Below are 18,959 nucleotides of genomic sequence, written 5' to 3' on the forward strand. Positions count from 1 at the left end.
TACAAATGATTACAGGTTTGTAGCCTCTAGAACGACAATTCCTTCTAACGTTAATTCCCTGCGATCGCGTGGTGAATCTTGTTCTACATAACGGTTGACTAACCCGCGATGGGCAAGATTTTTTAAAACCTCCATCATATCAGGTTCTCTCGGAATATCTTGACGGGAAAGCGCATTCCCTAATTCATACCAACTCCATTGACCTTTTCCTTTCTCAACTAATTTTAGTAAAACAAATTATAGCTGAGTTAATTGAGTGATGTTTTTCATAACTAAATAGCCCTTTTTGCCAAGAACCCTCTCTATTTCTTCTCTCTCTGTGTTCTCTGTGCCTCTGTGGTTCGTTTGTTCATTTATTTATTGGGAATTTACTAGAAGTCCCTTAATTAGTTTTCTCAGTATGGTAATTCAGTCCATGAATTTATCAATTAACCCCTCCTAAAGAGGATATAGAATTTCAGGGTTTTTGTTAAAAATTAAATATTCTCAAGAGTTTAGATTTATGTCTCTGCGTGAATACAAACCTGGAACTACCTTCCCCGGAGTCATTGGCCGGACAGTTGATAAATCCAGTCCAGCTTGGCCAGAACCGTTGCGAGCAAAAGAAAACACACCAAACGTCCTATTTATCGTCTTTGATGATACAGGATTTGGACAATTTGGAAGTTACGGAAGTCCCATCAAAACACCCAACCTAGATACACTAGCCGCTAACGGTTTACGCTACAACAACTTACACACAACGGCACTGTGTTCACCCACTCGTTCTTGTCTGCTAACTGGGCGCAATCACCATTCTAACGCCATGTCCTGCATTACAGAAGGGTCTACGGGTTATCCCGGAGGTAATGGGAATATTCCCTTTGAAAATGGCTTTCTCTCAGAAGTATTACTCCAGAAGGGTTATAACACCTATGCGTTAGGAAAATGGCATTTAACCCCCTCAGACCAACTTTCAGCCGCAGGCCCCTATGATCGCTGGCCTCTCGGTCGCGGATTTGAGCGTTTTTATGGCTTTTTGGGCGGAGAAACCCACCAGTATTATCCAGATTTGGTTTATGATAACCACACCGTCAAGCCAGAAAAGACCCCCGCAGAAGGCTATCATTTAACCGAAGACTTAGCAGACAAAGCCATTAGCTTTATCGCTGATGCCAAGCAGGTTGCCCCAAATAAGCCCTTTTTCATGTATTTTTGTCCGGGGGCAATGCACGCTCCCCATCATGTGCCAAAAGAATGGGCTGATGCCTATGCTGGACAATTTGATGATGGTTGGGAAGCTTACAGGGAAAAGGTTTTTGCCCGTCAGCAAGAAATGGGGATTGTTCCCACAGATGCCGAACTTTCTCGCCATGATCCCGATGTCCCTCACTGGGATTCCCTCCCAGCAGCCGAAAAACGGCTTTATGCCCGGATGATGGAAGTATATGCTGGTTTTTTAACCCATACTGACTACCATATCGGTCGTTTACTCGATTTCCTCAAATCTATCGGTGAATTCGAGAATACTGTAATTATGGTGATCTCGGACAATGGTGCAAGTTCGGAAGGGGGACCGACTGGTTCAGTGAATGAGAACCTGTTTTTTAACAATGTGCCAGAATCCCTAGAGGAAAATCTCAAAGCACTGGATAAACTAGGTAGTGCCGAAACCTTTAACCATTATGCTTGGGGCTGGACTTGGGCAGGGAATACACCTTTCCGGCGGTGGAAACGGGAAACCTATCGCGGGGGAATCAGCGACCCTTTAATTGTGCATTGGAGTCAAGGTATTGAGGCTAAAGGGGAAATTCGGACTCAGTACGCTCATGCTATTGACCTAGTGCCGACGGTGCTGGAATTACTGGAAATTGAACCACCGACAACGATTAAGGGTGTGACTCAATCTGCAATTGAAGGTGTCAGTTTTGCCCATACTTTTAATCATAGTACCGCCCCTACTAAGCATCTTACCCAGTATTTTGAGATGATGGGACATCGTTCTCTTTACTATGATGGTTGGCGGGCGGTTTGTCCTTGGCCGGGGCCTTCATTTACAGAAGCAGGGCAATTTTTTGGTGAGGCGATTTCGGCGGAAACTTTGACGGATTTGGATACTCATCATTGGGAACTGTATCACGTTGCTTCAGATTTTGCGGAAAATCACAATATTGCGGCTGATAATCGTCCTAAGTTGATTGAGATGATTGCTACTTGGTATATTGAGGCTGGCAAGTATAATGTGTTGCCTGTGGATGGACGTGGCGTGCAACGATTCGCGGAGGAACGCCCGCAAATTGCTGTCAATCGTAGCCGCTATGTTTACTATCCTGATACTCAAGCGATTCCCGCCGGTAGTGCAGTGAGGGTGTTAAATCGTCCCCACAGTATTACCGCTGATGTGGAGATTCCCCCAGGTGGCGCAGAAGGGATATTACTGGCTCATGGGGGTAATGATAGTGGCTATTCTTTCTATGTCCAAAATGGCAAACTGCACTGGGTTCATAATTATGTGGGGCGATCGCTCTATCATGTGGAATCTGGGTCATCTGTGCCGGTAGGTCGTCACCAGTTGCGCTTTGAGTTTAAAGTCACGGGTCAACCAGATTTAGCCAAGGGAAAAGGAACGCCAGGACGCGGCCAATTGTATATTGATGAGAGATTGGTCGGGCAAATTGATGTGCCTGTAACTACTCCTTTAGCACTAGGTTTGACCAGTGGTGTCACCTGTGGAATTGCCCCCGGTGCGCCTGTTACGCCGGATTATGAACCGCCTTTTAAGTTTACGGGTAAGATTTATAGTGTGATGGTGGATGTTAGTGGTGATTTGATTCAAGATCGGGAAGCTGAAATGCGGACTATTATGGCGCGACAGTAAACAGAAATATTTCTCAGGGTGGGTTATCTGACCCACCATTAATCAAATTATTCATATTTACTGAGAATATTAAATATCGTCTTCACTGAGATTAGCAACTTTGAGAAAATGCCGTAACAGTCCAGGTTTTAGTGATTGATTTCCATGAATAGGAACAGAAATTCTGGCTGGATTATCGGATTTACCGTAAATATGATGACTACCGTTAATGCGGAGAAGTTGCCATCCTTGAGACTATAATACTTTAGCAAAATTTTTCCCTGAAATTGATTTCATACGGCAATTTCTAATATTTGAGCAGATTCATCAAGTTCTAATGAATCAACATCAACGAGTAGGCAACCTTCAACGGCTTCATATATATTTTGTAGTAATTCTTCAAAAGTATCGCCCTGGGTAGCACAACCTGGGATAGCAGGAACTTCTGCCCAGTAACCTGTTTCTTCTTTGTGAATAATGACTTTTATTTTCATGCTTAGAAGTTTAATTTTTTAGGTGATCTATGATGATTAAGAACAATTATATCTTAATAGTATTAATTTTTTTAATACAACTTTTTTAAAAGTTATTGGTGTCTAAAAATTCACAAGAATTAATTGATATTTATCCTCCTATTAAGTATAAAAAATGACTTTTTCGTAAGGTGGGTATTGCCTACCCTACGTATATATCTGTATTAAATAGGAGGACTATTACGCTCTCTCCATCCTTTCTCAGCCTCTACTTTGCGATTAAATAAAGCTTCTCCTTCTTCAAGAGTTGTTACTACTTCACCTATTAACTTACTTTATTTCCTTAAATGATGAAACTAAAACTAAAAGATTGGATATGGAGATACTTACCAGCAGAGATAGTGGGTACAATTACGGCATTAACGTCTGCAATTATAGCTAATTCATTCACTCATTCCGCCTTAGTTTCCTCTTTTGCTGGCACATGGGGAGAATTTGTTGGCTATTACGGTTTCTTTTTATTTCAAGAACTTAGAACTAGCATGAGCCAGTATAAGAAGGAAAATACAAGATATGGAATCACTTCATGCTTCATAAATATCCGAAATTTGGTTCTTGAGTTTGGTATTCCTGAGTGGCTCGATAGTAGCCTAATCAGACCATTCTGTATGTATTTTTTTCCAAAAGCACTAGATAATTTTGTATTAGGAATTATGGCTGGTAAAATTACTGCAGATATTGTCTTTTACATTGGTGTGATAATTGCATATGAAATCAAAAAGAAACACTTGAAAGGTTAACAAAGACAATAGACTTATATCTTTGTGTCCGAGCGCAAGGCGGGATAGAATTCAATAAAATCAAATCCCTACCACATCTCGTTCCTAGTCTCTGACTAGGAATGCAGTTGATGAGGCTCTGCTTCTAATATCATTGAAGGCAGAGCCTTCTAGAATTCATTCCCAGTCTGAGACTGGGAATGAGACGACTTGAGTTCTTTGCGGGATAGATGTTTTACCTTAAGTTGACACCAATGAACCTCTTGCTTTACCCCTCGTTTAGAATCAAACAATCAAGCAGTTTTGAGTATAAATAGCATAGGTATTTTCATCAATTTGGAGATTTTCCCGTTCTCTTTCCGCTTGAATACGTTCCTTGGCAATTTCTTCGAGTTTCGCTAATGCTTCTGTTGCTTCAATTTGCCTATCTTCAAACTGCTGGCGAATTTTTTCAGCGCGATCGCCTATGAAAATTAAAAAAAGTGATTTTCGACTTTTATCCTCCACATCTTTAAATAATGCTTTGCTAAAATTATTTTACACCACTAGACAAAATTCCCAAAATCTTATTGACATCATTTAAAAAATATTCAGCCAAATCAATCTGCACCAATTCACCTGATAACCTTAAAAACTTCCAAATTTCTCCTGTAGTTACCACCCCATAAATTTCTGTAATTTGATTTTCCTCCCGTTCATTAAATAACCTAGCTGCATACATTTCAGCGATACATTGTCCCAAACCTCCTTTAATATTTTCCTTCTTCGCTTCCACAATAATAATCACAGGTGTATTAATCAATAAAAACTCAGGAGAACGACTAATTAAAAAATCACAATTTCCATTTAAACCCTGACTAGGTTCAATATTAAATTCCACACCCGAAAACAAACTAATTTGATTAGCAAACTTTTTAGTTAATTCTAATAAAATCGGGGTAATAATCATCTCAGAACGAGATTTTTCCGTATTACTAGCCAAAGCAACCGGTACATTATAGGCTAAAGTTTCCTGTAAATATTCACTAACTGGTAATGGTGCAACTTCAGAAAAAATATTGTCTCTGCTAGAAATATTCAGATGTAGATTTTTCTTAACAGTTTCTAAAGTAAAATCACTATAAGACATATATTGTCCTCCTCAACTTAATAACCTAAATTCAACTTAACCAAAACCTCATCTAAATCCTTATCAGCCCATTCTCTTGCTTGTCTTACTGCTGCTAAAGTAGTTATTCACTCCCCCCTCTAAAATTATCGAAACCCTTGATCTCTCGTTAAAGATAGGGGGGGTGAACAGTTACCTGCTAAATCTGCTAAAATATCACCAATTTCACGATCAGCATTGGCATTTTTCAACCCCAAATGATGAGGACTGATAACTTCAATTAAATCCGATAATCTATCATCATCTAAAACACGCTGATCATGTTGTTTTTCGTTGTAGTCTTTTAGGGTCAATATACCCGATAAATTCTTATTAAAACCAGCTATTTTTCGCATAGCTGTAGTTATAAATTCTCCTAAACCCTCTTTAGGATGAAAACGAATTTTCTCCCAATTATATTGTTGAGGAATATAGTATCTAGTACAGGTTGGCGTAAATGACATGACCATTAAAAGCTCCGAAAATTTGATAGATTGCAAGGCTTGAAAATGGTTCATTCACTTACGCCGTAGATTTCCAACCAGGAGGTAATTCTATTTTATCCATTTTTACCACCTGCCAAAAAATCACTCAAAACTAAAATTGGTAATTCTGTTACTCGTTTCAATTGAATATCATTCGTTAAAAATACATCACACTTAGCCACAATAGCCACAGAAATTTGTAAAGAATCTAATAAAGCCAAATTATATTTAGCTCGTAATTGAGAGGCTTGTTTAGCAATTAATTCATCAATTTGAATAAACTCAACATTTACACCAGAAACAATCAAATCAATAAAATCCTCTTTTAGTTCAGTTAATCCTAAACGATAAGGATAAACTAAACACTCAGATAAAGTGATAGGAGAAGTAACAGCACTCAGCAAACCTGAATCAAGATTCTCAAATACATAATTAACTAACGATTGATATTGAGGATTATTCTCAACATAATAAATTACTGGTGCAGTATCCAGAAATAACTTTTTACCCTGAATTAAATAATCTTCAATCTTCATAGTTACTTCTTAAATGTAATTCTCTATTTTCCGTCTCCTCTCTTCTATTTCTTGACACCCAAATTTGAGCATCTTCACCAACTAAACGATAAGGTGCTTTACCTTTAATATCTCCCCATTTACGGCGTTTTTTTGGCTCTACATCCTGCTTTTGTCTCTTAAATTGCAAAAAATCAATAAAATTTAATACCTCTTCCCGTTGTTCCGGTGTTAAATTCTGGACTCTATCTAAAATAGATTCTTGTTTTTCCACAGCTTGAGTCATAACTAAAAAACCTCATAACTCCTAAAATTATTTTACACCACTGGATAAACTTCCCAAAATCTTTCTCGTTCCCATACTCTGTATGGGAATGAATTCTAGAAGGCTCTGCCTTCAATGACATTAGAGGCAGAGCCTCTGTAGAACATTCCCAGTCGAAGACTGGGAACGAGATATGATTAAATCATTTACCTAAATTCAACTTAACCAAAACCTCATCTAAATCCTTATCAGCCCATTCCCTCGCTTGTCTTGCTGCTGCTAAATCTGCTAAAATATCACCAATTTCACGATGTACAAACTTCTCACTAATATCTACAAATGGGGAAGGACTAATGTCGCTTGCCAAATTAAATGACCACTTGACAAATTAATGTCCACAAAAATATTAAACCCTAAACCCTTATATAGTAAGGGTTTTGCTATTTTAGCCTATATTTAGCCTCTTCAACATCAATTGACAAAATAGCTGTCCGAGTTTAAATACTTGACAAATTAATTGTCCTCTATTGAAAATCTCTATTTTTCCAATCTTTACTTTACTTGACAAATTAATTGTCCTCCGATAGAGTATAATTCAACTATGTTTGTAATAAACATATATGCTAGAAACACAAGATGATAAACCCAATAACGATGAAGTAGAAGATAGCGAGATTATCACTCAACTATCCACAGGTGATAAAGAACTATTGGAACTAATCCAGAAATTACTTGAACCATGCGATACCTTCGGTAAGCTTCGCTAACGCATTACCTATGGAGAAAGACAAAGGGAGGTAGCAGCAAAACTAGGTAAATCAGTCCGAACAGTCCGCAGACTGGTTAAAAAATGGGAAGAACAAGGTTTAGCCGGACTTCAAACCACTCAACGTGCTGACAAAGGTAAACACCGCGAAGAATTTTTAGCTCGTGCTTATGCTCAAGATTTGGAGACAGAGGAATTATCTCTGGATGAGGCTAAAGCCATGAGTCGCAGGATTCGCCAAGCAGGTAAAGAAATTAGCAAGGCTGCTGGGGTTGGGGGTGCGATCGCTCGTTGGGAAAAATTTCGTTTTAATCCCCCTCCTTCTGGGCAACAGTTGGAGGCTTTGGCTAAGGTTGTGGGGGTTGATGCTGATAGGTTAGAGCAGATGTTAGCACCTGCCGGGGTGGGAATGAATCTTGAACCTATTCGGCTTTGTGCTGCTTGTTATGTGGATTCCCCTTGTCACCGGATTGAGTGGCAGTTTAAGGTAACTCAGGGGTGTCAGCATCATCATTTAAGTTTGTTGTCTGAGTGTCCTAATTGTGGGGCTAGGTTTAAAGTTCCGGCTTTGTGGGTTGATGGTTGGTGTCATCGGTGTTTTACAATCTTTGGGGAGATGATTGACTTCCAGAAGCTATATTAAGTGCGGTTGTATATTTTTTTTCAAAAATTGTATAATTACCTTAAAAATGTTAAATATTGAACAAAATTTTTTAGTTGTTGTGTAAATAAGCCAGCATAAGGAAAACATATGAATTATCCCTTTGAGAATCTAGATCCAGAAACCTTTCAAAAATTCTGCCAAGCTTTACTTACGAAAGAATTTTCTGGTGTTCAATGTTTCCCAGTGGGACAGCCTGATGGTGGTAGAGATGCACTAAGTCCCATAAGTGATGATGATGAGCGTGGGTTCATTATGTATCAAGTTAAGTTCGTAAGAGATCCTTTGGCAGTACCTGACCCCCATAAATGGTTATTAGACACTCTCAAGGGCGAAAAAGGGGAAGCAGTAAAACTTAAAAAGCAAATTCCAAAGGGAGCAAAAAAATATATTCTACTTACAAATATTAAAGGAACAGCACATCCTGATTCTGGCTCAATTGATCAAGTAAATCAATTATTGAATAGCGAACTTGGTGTTCCATCACAATGTTGGTGGCGTGATGATTTAAATCGACGTTTAGATAATGCTTGGGATCTCAAGTGGGTATATCCTCAATTGATGATAGGTCAAGATTTAATTAGGTCTGTCCTTGAGTCTGGACTATCAGAAAATAAGGAGAGAAGAGCTTCAGCAATTCGAGCTTACATAACACATCAATTTGATATAGATCAAAAAGTTAAATTTAAACAGGTTGAGCTTGATAATAGGCTTCTTGATTTATTTATAGATGTACCTGTTGTACCACCCAATACCGCAACTACAAAAAAACAACTTTATCTTTACCAATTTATTCATAGGTCTATAGCTCGTGATACAATTTACAATCGCCGCCAAGCCAGTAAAAAAGTTGTTTTTCCTGAAGATTTATCTTCCCCCTTTGACCTAGTTAATGGGATAAGAGATGAGCAAATGCTTGTAGGTTCAGCCTCCATGTTGCTTCACCCACTTTTGCAAGAGCATATTCCTTATATAGTAATTGAAGGCGCACCTGGACAAGGAAAATCCACTATAACCCAGTATGTTTGTCAAGTACATAGGATGCAAGTCCTTGGTAAAGAGCAGATAGATCAACTAATTCCAGAGCAGTACAGAGGAGATGAAACTTTTGAAAAACTACCAAAGGAGCATAGGTTTTCATCTGTCCGGTTACCATTTAGAGTTGATCTTCGAGATTTAGCTTCTTGGCTGGCAAAACAAAATCCTTTCTCAGCCGAAAACTATAATGAACCACATCCCAAATGGAATAAATCTTTAGAGTCTTTTCTTGCTGCTCAGATAGAAAATGATTCTGGTGGCTTTGAATTTGATGTAGCTGATTTGCACGCTGTAGCAAAAGTAAGTTCTATTCTTTTTGTTTTTGATGGGTTGGATGAAGTCGCTGATATAGAAACAAGAAAAGATGTAGTTAAAGAAATTACTGCCGGAATTAAACGCATTAGAGTAAATGCAGCTTCTCTACAAGTTATAGTAACTAGCCGTCCGGCTGCATTTGCAGATTCACCAAGTTTTCCAGAGGATTCATTTCCTTACTACCATTTAGGTCCAGTTACTCGTCCACTTATTGATGAATATTCACAAAAGTGGATGAAAGCTCGAAAGCTAGATCCACAACAAATTAAGGTACTTATGAGTTTGAGGTTCAACCTCTTCGGGAATATTTTGCTGCAAAATATCTCTACGATACCGCACCACAATCACCACCAGGCAATGAAAAGTCAGGAACAAAACCAGACCGATTTGATGCAATTGCGCGTGATTTTTACTGGCTAAATGTTACAAGGTTTTATGCTGGATGTTATAGCAAGGGAGAACTGGCAGATTTAATTGATCGTATTGAAGAACTGATTTCAGAAGAAGGATATTCTCTTATTAGCTATCCAAGACTATTAGCGGCTATGTTACTCTCAGACTGGGTTTTTACCCAGCATCCTAAATCTGTACGTAGAGTTATAGAAGTAATTTTAGATGGTATTGGATTAAGATACTTACTAACCTCAAATAGTCGTAGGCTTGGTTCAGGTAATCCGTTGGTACTTCCAAAAGATTGTGGTCAAGATGAATTGATTACCCGTTGCTTTGCAATTTTAGGAGATAATCCACCTAAAGACTATGCTTTGGATGTGATTGATTTAATTAGAGCAAATACATCTTCAGAGGAAATTGATAAATTATGGTTTGGAGCTGTTCTTGCTCAAAGAAATGATAATCGAACACGCTGGCTTGAATATGGATTGTACTTTGGCAGCTTATCAATATCAAGGTTATCGGTAAGCGACATAAGTACAGTTCTTGCTGATGATATTAATCATCCATTACGTATGGAACTTATTTGTAAAGCAAGACGATATGATTATTTGGAAAGTACAGAAACATATTTCAATATTGCTTTAGAATTAATTTTAGATGGTTGCTTTACTATTGATATTCAGTCGCAGCCAAAATATATTTTAGAACTTTTAAGTTGTATCTTAGATGTAAAGAGATATGCCATAGCTTTTAATGTTCCGTATTATCCACTGTCATTGTCTAATATATGGCAGGACAACAGAATGATTTATTCTAATAATAGAGTCATACGTATTTCTTCTCTTGATAAGCAAAATATTAAATTTACTACAAATTTTTCTAATGTAGATAAGTGCAATGAAATTTTTAATACTGTAGAGAAAGAATCACAAAATAGTATTTCTGAATGGACGACTGGAATAACACATTGGGATAATATAGTAGAAAAAGCTCGTTCATTGTTTGGAGAACGGTGGACTTTTTTCCATCTTGCTAATATTGCTAGTGGAATTAAGTCTAAAAGTGAAACTTGTAAAGATTTTACTGACCTTTTTGATCCCTCGGTTTCTTTGTGTAGAAGGTCGCGCTATGCTAGATTAAGAGCGGGTCAAGTATCCTACTGGCAAAAGCTATTTGAGCAAACCTCTAATGTAATAGACCAAATGTTTTCTGTTTTACTTTTAATAACTTGGGGTAGTCAGAAAACATTAGAACAACTTGCTATAACAATTGATATATTTATAGAACAATTATCTGTTGATGACTGGGGACGTTTATATAAATCTACAGAAGAATCTGTATCTGTAACACAGCAATCTAGCAATCGTTTAATTAGATTTAATGTTCAGTTTCTTCCAGAGAATTTAAATGCCAGAACAGTAACTTTATTAGGTATTCGTGCAAATAATCCCAGTGATTTGTATTCAAAGTATTTAAATCAATATGATGGAAATGACCTTGATGTTCTCCAATATTGGCAAGGTGTGGCAATTCGATTACTTGGTGAAGAAAAAATAAGCTGGCAAGTTGCTTTGAATATCATATCAAAAAGTTATTTGAAAGGTGTTGTATCTGAACGTTATGCTTATCAAAGATTTATTCGCACAGTATCAATAGAGAGTCTATCTGATGATATCGCAAAAGAAATTGCCAAACAACCAGAACATTATCCAGGCTTTATAGTTGCTACTGCTGAGGCTAAATGTAGAAATCTTGTTGCATCAAAAGTAGTTAAAGTAGGAGAAATCGCACACAAAGAAAATTGGTTTTAGACTTGGTTTTTTGAATATGTCGTACATGGAACTCACCCCAACCCACTAACTTGCTTGCTAACCCCTGATAAATAACATCTAACCACACGGGAATCACAGATTTACCTTCATCTAGGGATGCGATAGCGAAGCGCTCCGTAGGAATCGCTATCCTATTAACTTGCTTGATAACTGCTGATAAATAACATCTAACCATACAGGAATCACAGCCTTACCTTCATCCAGGGATGCGATCGCTCTTTGCCTGTCAAATTCTACCAAAGAAAGCGAATCATCCTGTGATAACAACAACATAAACCGCCTCCCCTGACCAGAAATAAACAACTCCGGTTCTTGTTCCTTCAGTTGTTTCAGCGTTTCACAGGCAATATCAAAACTTATCCCCGTAGACAGCCAATATACCAAAGCAGCCAGTTCCACCAAATTAGACCTGGAGTAATAAATACTGCGTCCCGTACCCGTATCACCAATCACAGGCACAACAATCCCCTTCTCTCGCCAATACTGGATCTGGCGGAGAGTACAACCCGTAATTTGAGCCGCTTCCTTACTTGTGAAAAATGTTTCTTGCATAAAAAACATTTTACAGAAAGCTGCTACAATACAAATATGTTAGTATTAAACAAATATGTTTATTAAATATGAGCCAAATCACTATTCAGTGTCGTTTAGTAGCCAGTGAAACTACCCGTCAACAGCTATGGCAATTGATGGCAGAGAAAAACACCCCACTGATTAACGAACTACTGAGTCAAATTGGTAAACACCCAGAATTTGAAACCTGGCGACAAAAAGGTAAACACCCCACAGGTATAGTCAAAGAACTGTGTGAACCATTGAAAACAGATCCGCGCTTCATCGGGCAACCTGCAAGGTTTTACACTAGTGCCACAGCATCAGTAAACTATATTTATAAATCCTGGTTTGCCTTAATGAAGCGGTTTCAGTCCCAACTAGACGGCAAACTGCGCTGGTTAGAAATGCTCAATAGTGATGCTGAATTAGTAGAAGCCAGTGGAGTCTCCTTGGATATACTTCAGACTAAATCTGCCGAAATTTTGGCTCAATTTGCCCCAAAAAATCCTACTGAAACTCAACCAGCGAAAAGTAAAAAAGGGAAAAAATCTCCAAATTCAGATAGCGATCGCAATTTATCAAAAAACTTATTCGACGCTTACAGTAATACAGAAGATAATTTAACTCGTTGTGCTATTAGTTATTTACTCAAAAATGGCTGTAAAATTAGCAATAAAGCAGAAAACACCGATAAATTCGCTCAACGTCGCCACAAAGTAGAAATCCAAATTCAACGTCTCACAGAAAAATTAGCCGCTCGAATTCCCAAAGGACGAGATTTAACCGACACCATAAGATTAGAAACTCTTTTTAATGCCACTCAGACCGTCCCTGAAAATGAAACAGAGGCGAAATTCTGGCAAAACATTCTGTTAAGAAAATCCAGTCAAGTGCCGTTTCCAGTCGCTTATGAAACCAACGAAGATATGACTTGGTTGAAAAATCAGTTTGGACGTATCTGTGTAAAATTTAATGGTTTAAGTGAGCATACATTTCAAATTTATTGTGATTCTCGCCAACTGCACTGGTTTCAACGCTTCCTAGAAGATCAACAAATTAAGAAAGATAGTAAAAATCAACATTCTAGTGCCTTATTTACTCTGCGTAGTGGTCGTATCTCTTGGCAGGAAGAAGAAGACAAAGGAGAACCCTGGGATGTTAACCATTTAACCCTTTATTGTTCTGTATATACTCGTCTGTGGACAGAAGAAGGAACAAACTTAGTCAAAGAAGAAAAAGCCGAAGAAATTGCCAAAACCATCACCCAGACAAAAGCCAAAGGTGATCTAAATGATAAACAACAGGCACATCTCAAACGCAAAAATTCCTCTCTAGCCAGAATTAATAACCCCTTCCCTCGTCCAAGTCAACCTTTATATAAAGGACAATCTCATATTTTAGTTGGTGTGAGTTTAGGTTTGGAAAACCCTGCCACAATTGCAGTTGTAGATGGTACAACTGGAAAAGTTTTGACATATCGCAACATTAAACAACTACTTGGTGAAAATTACAAACTACTCAATAGACAACAACAACAAAAACACCTATTATGCCACCAACGCCATATCGCTCAAAGGATGTCAGCACCAAATCAATTTGGCGATTCAGAGTTAGGAGAGTATATAGATAGATTACTAGCAAAAGAAATTATTGCACTTGCCCAAACATATAAAGCTGGCAGTATTGTTATCCCAAAGTTGGGAGATATGCGAGAGCAAATTCAGAGTGAAATTCAATCTAAAGCAGAACAAAAATCAGATATAATAGAAGTTCAAAAAAAATATGCCAAACAATACCGAGTTAGTGTCCATCAATGGAGCTACGGTAGATTAATTGCCAATATTCAAAGTCAGGCAAATAAAGCAGGAATCGCTATAGAGGAGGGAAAACAACCAATTCGAGCGAGTCCACAGGAGAAAGCCAAAGAATTAGCGATAAGTGCCTATCAATCCCGAAAAGCCTGATTGACAAAATACCGAACCTTGATAATAGAATAGGAAATAACAATAGCGCCGCAGTTCATGTTTTTGATAAACCTCTGTCCTGCGATAAATGCGGGTTAGGTTGACTGTTGTGAGACAGTCGTGCTTTCTGACCCTGGTAGCTGCCCACCTTGATGCTGCTGTTCCTCGTGAACAGGAATAAGGTGCGCCCCCAGTAATAGAGGTGCGGGTTTACCGCAGTGGTGGCTACTGAATCACCTCCGAGCAAGGAGGAATCCACCTTAATTATTTATTTTTGGCGAACCATAAGCGAGGTCAAAAACCCTGGGGTTCTGCCAAAAGTCCAAATCCCTTGTCTAGTCTGTATTCCAGATGTTGAGATGCTTTGATAATCCTCCCTTAAAAGGGAAATTAAGAGCAAATTTAGGACATCCGCCAAAATTGCTTTTGGAAGTGTCTTCAGATAAGGGTTTGGTCGGGCGGAGTTTCAACACCCCTCCCGGAGTGGGGCGGGTTGAAAGCTTCGTAATTGTCCAGCGGTGGACGATTATTCCCGGTTTCAACACCCCTCCCGGAGTGGGGCGGGTTGAAAGTCCGCAGATTGGAAAGAATATGAACAGGACTATTCCGTTTCAACACCCCTCCCGGAGTGGGGCGGGTTGAAAGACCTTTATGCAGGCATATAAAACATTTTAGGTGGGTTGAAAGGCGCACTTCGTTCGGGATTTTCCGTAAGAGACTTCCAAATAAAAAAATGTCCCAAAACTGATGCAGAAATTCTCTCTCTGTGTACTCTGTGCCTCTGTGGTTCGTTTCTTAGGATAATTTATTTCTTGGAAGTCTCTAACTGAAGCAATACCAATAAATAAAAGCTATTATTGTAACAGCTTCCAATGCCAATACACGATGATGATTAGGTAATTTGGCAACGCGGACAGTAATTTGGCAAGACGGACACCAATTTGTCAACGCGGTCAAATAATCTGGCAAGTGACAACAACAATCGGGATGACTGGATTCGAACCAGCGGCCCCTTCGTCCCGAACGAAGTGCGCTACCAAGCTGCGCCACATCCCGCCACAAAAGCGGAAAATACGGTCTTGGGGAGATCCCAAGTAGAGCAATTTTCCAAAAAAATGGCAATCTAACTCTACAGTACCACAATCAGTACAAAATAACAAACTTTTTCTCTTCTACAAAGGTCTTTGCTTGCTACCATAAGATTTGTATAACTAAAATGGTAAAAGTAGACTGTGACTGTAAAACCATACTGGTTGAGAGTGAAAGCACCTCAATGGGAGCGTGTTGGTAACGTTAAGGAGATTTTACGGGATTTAGCCCTGAATACTGTTTGCGAAGAGGCTTCCTGTCCCAATATTGGGGAATGCTTTAACGCGGGTACTGCCACATTTTTGATTATGGGTCCAGCTTGCACCAGGGCTTGTCCTTATTGTGATATTGACTTTGAAAAGAAACCCCAAGCATTAGATCCCACCGAACCCACAAGACTAGCGAAAGCAGTGGAACGGATGCAGCTTAATCACGTCGTGATTACTTCCGTCAACCGAGATGATTTACCAGATGGTGGTGCATCTCAGTTTGTTCACTGTATTAATGCTATTCATGAAGTTTCGCCTCATACTACTATTGAAGTATTAATTCCCGATTTATGCGGTAATTGGCAAGCTTTAGAAATAATTCTGCAAGGGAAACCAGAAGTAATTAACCACAATACAGAAACCATTCCTCGCTTGTATCGCCGTGTGCGTCCCCAGGGAGATTATGAGCGGACAATGGAATTATTACAACGTTCTCGCCAAATTTCTCCCAGCACTTACACTAAATCTGGTATCATGGTCGGCTTAGGTGAAACAGATGCGGAAATTCGCCAAGTTATGGAAGACCTACGAAAAGTAGATTGTGATATTTTGACAATTGGGCAATATCTCCAACCCAGTCAAAAACACTTACAAGTATCTAACTTCGTAACACCAGAACAATTTGCAGCATGGCAAACTTTTGGCGAAGAACTAGGATTTTTACAAGTTGTTTCTTCACCATTGACAAGAAGCTCCTATCATGCAGAGCAAGTCAGAGAATTAATGAAACGTTATCCCAGATAGTCAGTTGTCAGTTGTTATTTTACCCTAATGACCAATTCCAAAATCCAAAATTTAAAATCTGTCGTTATTCTTGGTGGGGGTGCTTGGGGTACAGCCTTGGCTAAATTAGCAGCAATTAATGGTAATCAGGTGCATTTATGGTCACGTTCTGACTCGCAACCTCTAGAAAAAGTATTAGAGGATAAAAATGCTCAAGTTATCTTGTCGGCTATTTCCATGAAAGGGGTGAGAGATGTGGCTTCTATGGTGCAGTCTTGTCCCTTATCTTCACAAACAATCTTTGTGACTGCAACTAAGGGACTAGAACCACATACTACGTCTACACCGTCGCAAATTTGGCAAGCAGCTTTTCCTAATTCTCCTGTTGTGGTTTTATCAGGTCCGAATTTGTCTCAGGAAATTGCCCAGGAATTACCAGCAGCAACGGTAGTAGCGAGTAAAAATACTAATGCTGCCCAAACAGTCCAATTGGTATTTTCCTCCAGTCGCTTTCGTGTCTATACTAACCCTGACCCTGTGGGCGTAGAATTAGGGGGAACACTGAAAAATGTGATAGCGATCGCCGCAGGTGTATGTGATGGGTTACACTTAGGAACGAATGCCAAAGCTGCCTTAGTCACTCGTGGCTTAACCGAAATGGTACGAATAGGTCAGACTTTAGGCGCAAAAACGGAAACATTTTATGGATTATCCGGTCTAGGGGACTTATTAGCAACCTGCAACAGCCCGTTAAGTCGCAATTATCAAGTTGGTTATCAATTAGCCAATGGAAAAACGTTGCCAGGAGTTATGGCAAATCTTCCAGGCACAGCCGAAGGTGTGAACACTTGTCGGGTATTAATGGAAATCGCCCAACAACAAGGCATTGCTATTCCCATTACCGAGCAAGTTTACCAACTGCTGGAAGGAGAAGTTACACCAAGACTTGCATTAGATAAACTGATGTTACGAGACATCAAGCCCGAATTTGATAATTTTCCTACAGAACAAATATGGTAAATAGGGGGAGAAATGCTGATAGTGTAAGGTGTGCAATTGAAATTAAACGATTACCGCAAAATCCCTGGAAGAAATTTATCAAATTGTCAGGAAATTACTTTTTGAGTGATGTAAATATGACTATGTAGTTTATAAACATCATCACAACTAAATGTATGTTAATAAACAGTTAAAAAAATAACCGTCAATATCTTTAAACATGGTAATATTGACTAGGTAACTCCTAATGGAAACTCTGACTGAAGATTTGCAGAGCTATTTATTCAATTACACAACTACTAGTAACGAACAACTCATTAAGAATGTATTTTTCTAACCTAGTACACTGTGGTGAAAATAACTATCCAGTTAAAACAGTCCAAAAGCTGATAAATTAAGTTTTCTTCTCTTCGACATCTTTGGACTAGTACAAAGTTTTGCAAAGAATTGTACATTGAAGCCCAAACTATGTTATTTCATGACGAAATTACGGAATAGCAACAGTTGATTAGCTGACCGTAATTTTAGCTGACCGTAATCTATTGTTAACTGGAGCCATTTGAGACATCATGCCAGCAACATCTTTTTATAAAAATGCCGCCCAGGAAGGGCAAAATCCTAGTTCACCCTTGGATATTGAAATCAATAATGATGATTTGCCAGATTTAGATATGGCTGCTGTTGAGTCAGACTTAGCCTTAGCCGCGCAAACTAGCCGACGTAGCACAGACTTGGTACGCCTCTATCTGCAAGAAATTGGTCGAGTCCGCTTATTAGGACGAGATGAGGAAGTTGCTGAAGCCCAAAAAGTACAGCGATATTTACGGATGCGGTTATTGCTTGGTGCTGCTGCCACTGAGGGAGACGCTGTAATTGCCCCTTATGCCCGGTTAATGGAGGTACAGGAGCGGTTGACATCAGAACTAGGACACCGCCCTTCTTTGGAACGGTGGGCGACTACTGCGGGGATAAATTTACCTGATCTTAAGCCGACTTTAGCCAATGGGAAAAGACGCTGGGCGGAAATTGCTAATTTAACAGTTGAAGAACTAGAACAAGTTCAAACTCAAGGACTACAAGCCAAATCCCACATGATTAAGGCGAATTTGCGTTTGGTGGTATCTGTTGCCAAAAAGTACCAAAATCGGGGTTTGGAATTGTTAGATTTGGTGCAAGAAGGGACTTTAGGTTTAGAACGAGCAGTTGAGAAGTTTGATCCTACAAAGGGTTATCGTTTTAGTACCTATGCTTACTGGTGGATTCGTCAGGGTATTACCAGGGCGATCGCTACTTCTAGCCGCACTATTCGCCTACCTGTCCATATTACCGAAAAGCTCAACAAAATTAAAAAGGCGCAACGGAAAATTGCCCAAGAAAAAGGTCGCACTCCGACTTTAGAAGACCTAGCCATTGAGTTGGATATGACAGCTATCCAAGTCCGGGAAGTGCTATTGAGAGTTCCTCGGTCTGTGTCTTTGGAAACGAAGGTAGGGAAGGATAAAGATACTGAATTAGGAGAATTACTGGAGACTGATACGATTACGCCAGAGGAGATGTTGATGCGAGAATCTTTACATAAGGATTTGCATAATCTTCTTGATGATTTAACCAGTCGAGAACGGGATGTTATTTCGATGCGCTTTGGCTTGTCCGATGGTCATGCCTACTCTTTAGCAGAAATCGGTCGCGCCCTTGATTTATCACGGGAAAGGGTCAGACAAATTGAATCCAAGGCTTTACAAAAACTTCGCCAACCTAAACGTCGTAACCTAGTCCGCGACTATCTAGAGTCGTTAAGTTAGAAGGTAAGAGGCAAGAGGTAAGAGGCAAGAGGCAAGAGGCAAGAGGCAAG

The 18,959-nt window shown here is 39.2% G+C and carries 19 protein-coding genes, 1 tRNA gene, 2 pseudogenes and 1 CRISPR repeat array; of the genes and pseudogenes, 11 read left to right on the top strand and 11 right to left on the bottom strand.

From position 1 onward, the window contains the following. Positions 1-9: 9 nt before the first annotated feature. Complete coding sequence (locus HEQ36_RS07175; protein WP_267902167.1) at positions 10-138, bottom strand: hypothetical protein; 129 nt, start codon at positions 136-138, stop codon at positions 10-12. 364 nt (positions 139-502) lie between these two features. Here HEQ36_RS07175 and HEQ36_RS07180 point away from each other — a divergent pair, with 364 nt between their 5' ends. Then, positions 503-2,857 carry an arylsulfatase gene (locus HEQ36_RS07180; RefSeq protein WP_168635595.1) on the top strand — a complete coding sequence of 785 codons (2,355 nt, stop codon included), beginning with the start codon at positions 503-505 and terminating at the stop codon, positions 2,855-2,857. A gap of 69 nt (positions 2,858-2,926) precedes the next feature. Here the strand turns inward: HEQ36_RS07180 and HEQ36_RS07185 are convergent. Beyond that, positions 2,927-3,076, bottom strand: a pseudogene (locus tag HEQ36_RS07185) (type II toxin-antitoxin system HicA family toxin); the annotation flags it as partial. Positions 3,077-3,129: 53 nt separating this feature from the next. Continuing rightward, positions 3,130-3,330, bottom strand: a complete 201-nt coding sequence (locus HEQ36_RS07190) for a type II toxin-antitoxin system HicB family antitoxin (RefSeq protein ID WP_053540461.1) — start codon at positions 3,328-3,330, stop codon at positions 3,130-3,132. Positions 3,331-3,659: 329 nt separating this feature from the next. Between HEQ36_RS07190 and HEQ36_RS07195 the strand changes: the two genes are divergently transcribed. After that, the gene (locus tag HEQ36_RS07195; protein WP_290707176.1) at positions 3,660-4,109 is read left to right on the top strand and encodes a hypothetical protein; all 450 of its coding nucleotides are present in this window, start codon (positions 3,660-3,662) and stop codon (positions 4,107-4,109) included. Positions 4,110-4,373: 264 nt separating this feature from the next. On the opposite strand, the gene HEQ36_RS07200 is transcribed toward HEQ36_RS07195, so the two are convergent. The 6 genes from HEQ36_RS07200 to HEQ36_RS07225 all read right to left on the bottom strand — a co-directional run bounded on the left by HEQ36_RS07200 (position 4,374) and on the right by HEQ36_RS07225 (position 6,867). After that, positions 4,374-4,595 (bottom strand): hypothetical protein, encoded by a 222-nt coding sequence (locus HEQ36_RS07200; protein ID WP_168635596.1) that lies wholly within the window; start codon positions 4,593-4,595, stop codon positions 4,374-4,376. Positions 4,596-4,620: 25 nt separating this feature from the next. Next, positions 4,621-5,217 carry a hypothetical protein gene (locus tag HEQ36_RS07205; RefSeq protein WP_053540464.1) on the bottom strand — a complete coding sequence of 199 codons (597 nt, stop codon included), beginning with the start codon at positions 5,215-5,217 and terminating at the stop codon, positions 4,621-4,623. Between the two features lie 125 nt (positions 5,218-5,342). Further along, positions 5,343-5,753, bottom strand: coding sequence for a type I restriction-modification system subunit M N-terminal domain-containing protein (locus HEQ36_RS07210; protein ID WP_096663203.1), 411 nt, complete (start codon positions 5,751-5,753; stop codon positions 5,343-5,345). Between the two features lie 41 nt (positions 5,754-5,794). Then, positions 5,795-6,256, bottom strand: coding sequence for a PIN domain-containing protein (locus tag HEQ36_RS07215; RefSeq protein WP_053540466.1), 462 nt, complete (start codon positions 6,254-6,256; stop codon positions 5,795-5,797). After that, complete coding sequence (locus tag HEQ36_RS07220; RefSeq protein ID WP_168635597.1) at positions 6,246-6,521, bottom strand: DUF2281 domain-containing protein; 276 nt, start codon at positions 6,519-6,521, stop codon at positions 6,246-6,248. The genes HEQ36_RS07215 and HEQ36_RS07220 overlap by 11 nt, the downstream gene beginning before the upstream one ends. A gap of 181 nt (positions 6,522-6,702) precedes the next feature. Next, positions 6,703-6,867 (bottom strand): hypothetical protein, encoded by a 165-nt coding sequence (locus HEQ36_RS07225; protein ID WP_168635598.1) that lies wholly within the window; start codon positions 6,865-6,867, stop codon positions 6,703-6,705. 253 nt (positions 6,868-7,120) lie between these two features. Between HEQ36_RS07225 and HEQ36_RS07230 the strand changes: the two genes are divergently transcribed. From HEQ36_RS07230 to HEQ36_RS07250, 5 genes and pseudogenes are all read left to right on the top strand, one after another. Next, entirely contained in the window at positions 7,121-7,267 is a 147-nt protein-coding gene (locus tag HEQ36_RS07230) for a hypothetical protein (protein ID WP_168635599.1), read from the top strand. Between the two features lie 3 nt (positions 7,268-7,270). Further along, positions 7,271-7,387: pseudogene (locus tag HEQ36_RS07235) on the top strand (helix-turn-helix domain-containing protein); the annotation flags it as partial. 99 nt (positions 7,388-7,486) lie between these two features. Continuing rightward, positions 7,487-7,909, top strand: a complete 423-nt coding sequence (locus HEQ36_RS07240; RefSeq protein WP_233455434.1) for a TniQ family protein — start codon at positions 7,487-7,489, stop codon at positions 7,907-7,909. A 108-nt stretch (positions 7,910-8,017) separates the two neighbouring features. After that, the gene (locus HEQ36_RS07245) at positions 8,018-9,700 is read left to right on the top strand and encodes an NACHT domain-containing NTPase (RefSeq protein ID WP_205748471.1); all 1,683 of its coding nucleotides are present in this window, start codon (positions 8,018-8,020) and stop codon (positions 9,698-9,700) included. Positions 9,701-9,825: 125 nt separating this feature from the next. Next, entirely contained in the window at positions 9,826-11,487 is a 1,662-nt protein-coding gene (locus HEQ36_RS07250; protein ID WP_205748472.1) for a hypothetical protein, read from the top strand. A 147-nt stretch (positions 11,488-11,634) separates the two neighbouring features. Here HEQ36_RS07250 and HEQ36_RS07255 read toward each other — a convergent pair whose 3' ends face one another. Beyond that, entirely contained in the window at positions 11,635-12,060 is a 426-nt protein-coding gene (locus HEQ36_RS07255; RefSeq protein ID WP_168635600.1) for a MerR family transcriptional regulator, read from the bottom strand. A 68-nt stretch (positions 12,061-12,128) separates the two neighbouring features. Between HEQ36_RS07255 and cas12k the strand changes: the two genes are divergently transcribed. Further along, a complete protein-coding gene (gene cas12k, locus HEQ36_RS07260; RefSeq protein WP_168635601.1) occupies positions 12,129-14,027 on the top strand; it encodes a type V CRISPR-associated protein Cas12k in 1,899 nt (632 codons plus the stop codon). A 462-nt stretch (positions 14,028-14,489) separates the two neighbouring features. Then, positions 14,490-14,672: direct repeats of the CRISPR family, unit length 37 nt; unit sequence GTTTCAACACCCCTCCCGGAGTGGGGCGGGTTGAAAG. A 337-nt stretch (positions 14,673-15,009) separates the two neighbouring features. On the opposite strand, the gene HEQ36_RS07265 is transcribed toward cas12k, so the two are convergent. Further along, a tRNA-Pro gene (locus HEQ36_RS07265) sits at positions 15,010-15,083 on the bottom strand. 176 nt (positions 15,084-15,259) lie between these two features. Here HEQ36_RS07265 and lipA point away from each other — a divergent pair. The 3 genes from lipA (at position 15,260) to sigC (ending at position 18,909) form a co-directional block, all read left to right on the top strand. Further along, positions 15,260-16,129, top strand: a complete 870-nt coding sequence (gene lipA, locus HEQ36_RS07270) for a lipoyl synthase (protein ID WP_168635602.1) — start codon at positions 15,260-15,262, stop codon at positions 16,127-16,129. A 27-nt stretch (positions 16,130-16,156) separates the two neighbouring features. Then, positions 16,157-17,128, top strand: coding sequence for an NAD(P)H-dependent glycerol-3-phosphate dehydrogenase (locus HEQ36_RS07275; protein ID WP_053540475.1), 972 nt, complete (start codon positions 16,157-16,159; stop codon positions 17,126-17,128). Between the two features lie 548 nt (positions 17,129-17,676). Then, positions 17,677-18,909 carry an RNA polymerase sigma factor SigC gene (gene sigC / locus HEQ36_RS07280; RefSeq protein ID WP_039203605.1) on the top strand — a complete coding sequence of 411 codons (1,233 nt, stop codon included), beginning with the start codon at positions 17,677-17,679 and terminating at the stop codon, positions 18,907-18,909. Positions 18,910-18,959 lie beyond the last annotated feature (50 nt).

The organism is Anabaena sp. 54, assembly GCF_017355725.1.
GTDB classification, from domain to species: domain Bacteria; phylum Cyanobacteriota; class Cyanobacteriia; order Cyanobacteriales; family Nostocaceae; genus Dolichospermum; species Dolichospermum heterosporum.

Coding starts and splice junctions, on each gene's coding strand:
- HEQ36_RS07240 (WP_233455434.1), top strand. CDS start 7,487: ATGAGTCGCAGGATTCGCCAAGCAGGTAAAGAAATTAGCAAGGCTGCT.
- HEQ36_RS07275 (WP_053540475.1), top strand. CDS start 16,157: ATGACCAATTCCAAAATCCAAAATTTAAAATCTGTCGTTATTCTTGGT.
- HEQ36_RS07175 (WP_267902167.1), bottom strand. CDS start 138: ATGATGGAGGTTTTAAAAAATCTTGCCCATCGCGGGTTAGTCAACCGT.
- HEQ36_RS07205 (WP_053540464.1), bottom strand. CDS start 5,217: ATGTCTTATAGTGATTTTACTTTAGAAACTGTTAAGAAAAATCTACAT.
- HEQ36_RS07255 (WP_168635600.1), bottom strand. CDS start 12,060: ATGCAAGAAACATTTTTCACAAGTAAGGAAGCGGCTCAAATTACGGGT.
- HEQ36_RS07215 (WP_053540466.1), bottom strand. CDS start 6,256: ATGAAGATTGAAGATTATTTAATTCAGGGTAAAAAGTTATTTCTGGAT.
- HEQ36_RS07190 (WP_053540461.1), bottom strand. CDS start 3,330: ATGAAAATAAAAGTCATTATTCACAAAGAAGAAACAGGTTACTGGGCA.
- HEQ36_RS07180 (WP_168635595.1), top strand. CDS start 503: ATGTCTCTGCGTGAATACAAACCTGGAACTACCTTCCCCGGAGTCATT.
- HEQ36_RS07245 (WP_205748471.1), top strand. CDS start 8,018: ATGAATTATCCCTTTGAGAATCTAGATCCAGAAACCTTTCAAAAATTC.
- HEQ36_RS07250 (WP_205748472.1), top strand. CDS start 9,826: ATGTTACTCTCAGACTGGGTTTTTACCCAGCATCCTAAATCTGTACGT.
- HEQ36_RS07220 (WP_168635597.1), bottom strand. CDS start 6,521: ATGACTCAAGCTGTGGAAAAACAAGAATCTATTTTAGATAGAGTCCAG.
- cas12k (WP_168635601.1), top strand. CDS start 12,129: ATGAGCCAAATCACTATTCAGTGTCGTTTAGTAGCCAGTGAAACTACC.
- sigC (WP_039203605.1), top strand. CDS start 17,677: ATGCCAGCAACATCTTTTTATAAAAATGCCGCCCAGGAAGGGCAAAAT.
- HEQ36_RS07230 (WP_168635599.1), top strand. CDS start 7,121: ATGCTAGAAACACAAGATGATAAACCCAATAACGATGAAGTAGAAGAT.
- HEQ36_RS07210 (WP_096663203.1), bottom strand. CDS start 5,753: ATGAACCATTTTCAAGCCTTGCAATCTATCAAATTTTCGGAGCTTTTA.
- HEQ36_RS07195 (WP_290707176.1), top strand. CDS start 3,660: ATGAAACTAAAACTAAAAGATTGGATATGGAGATACTTACCAGCAGAG.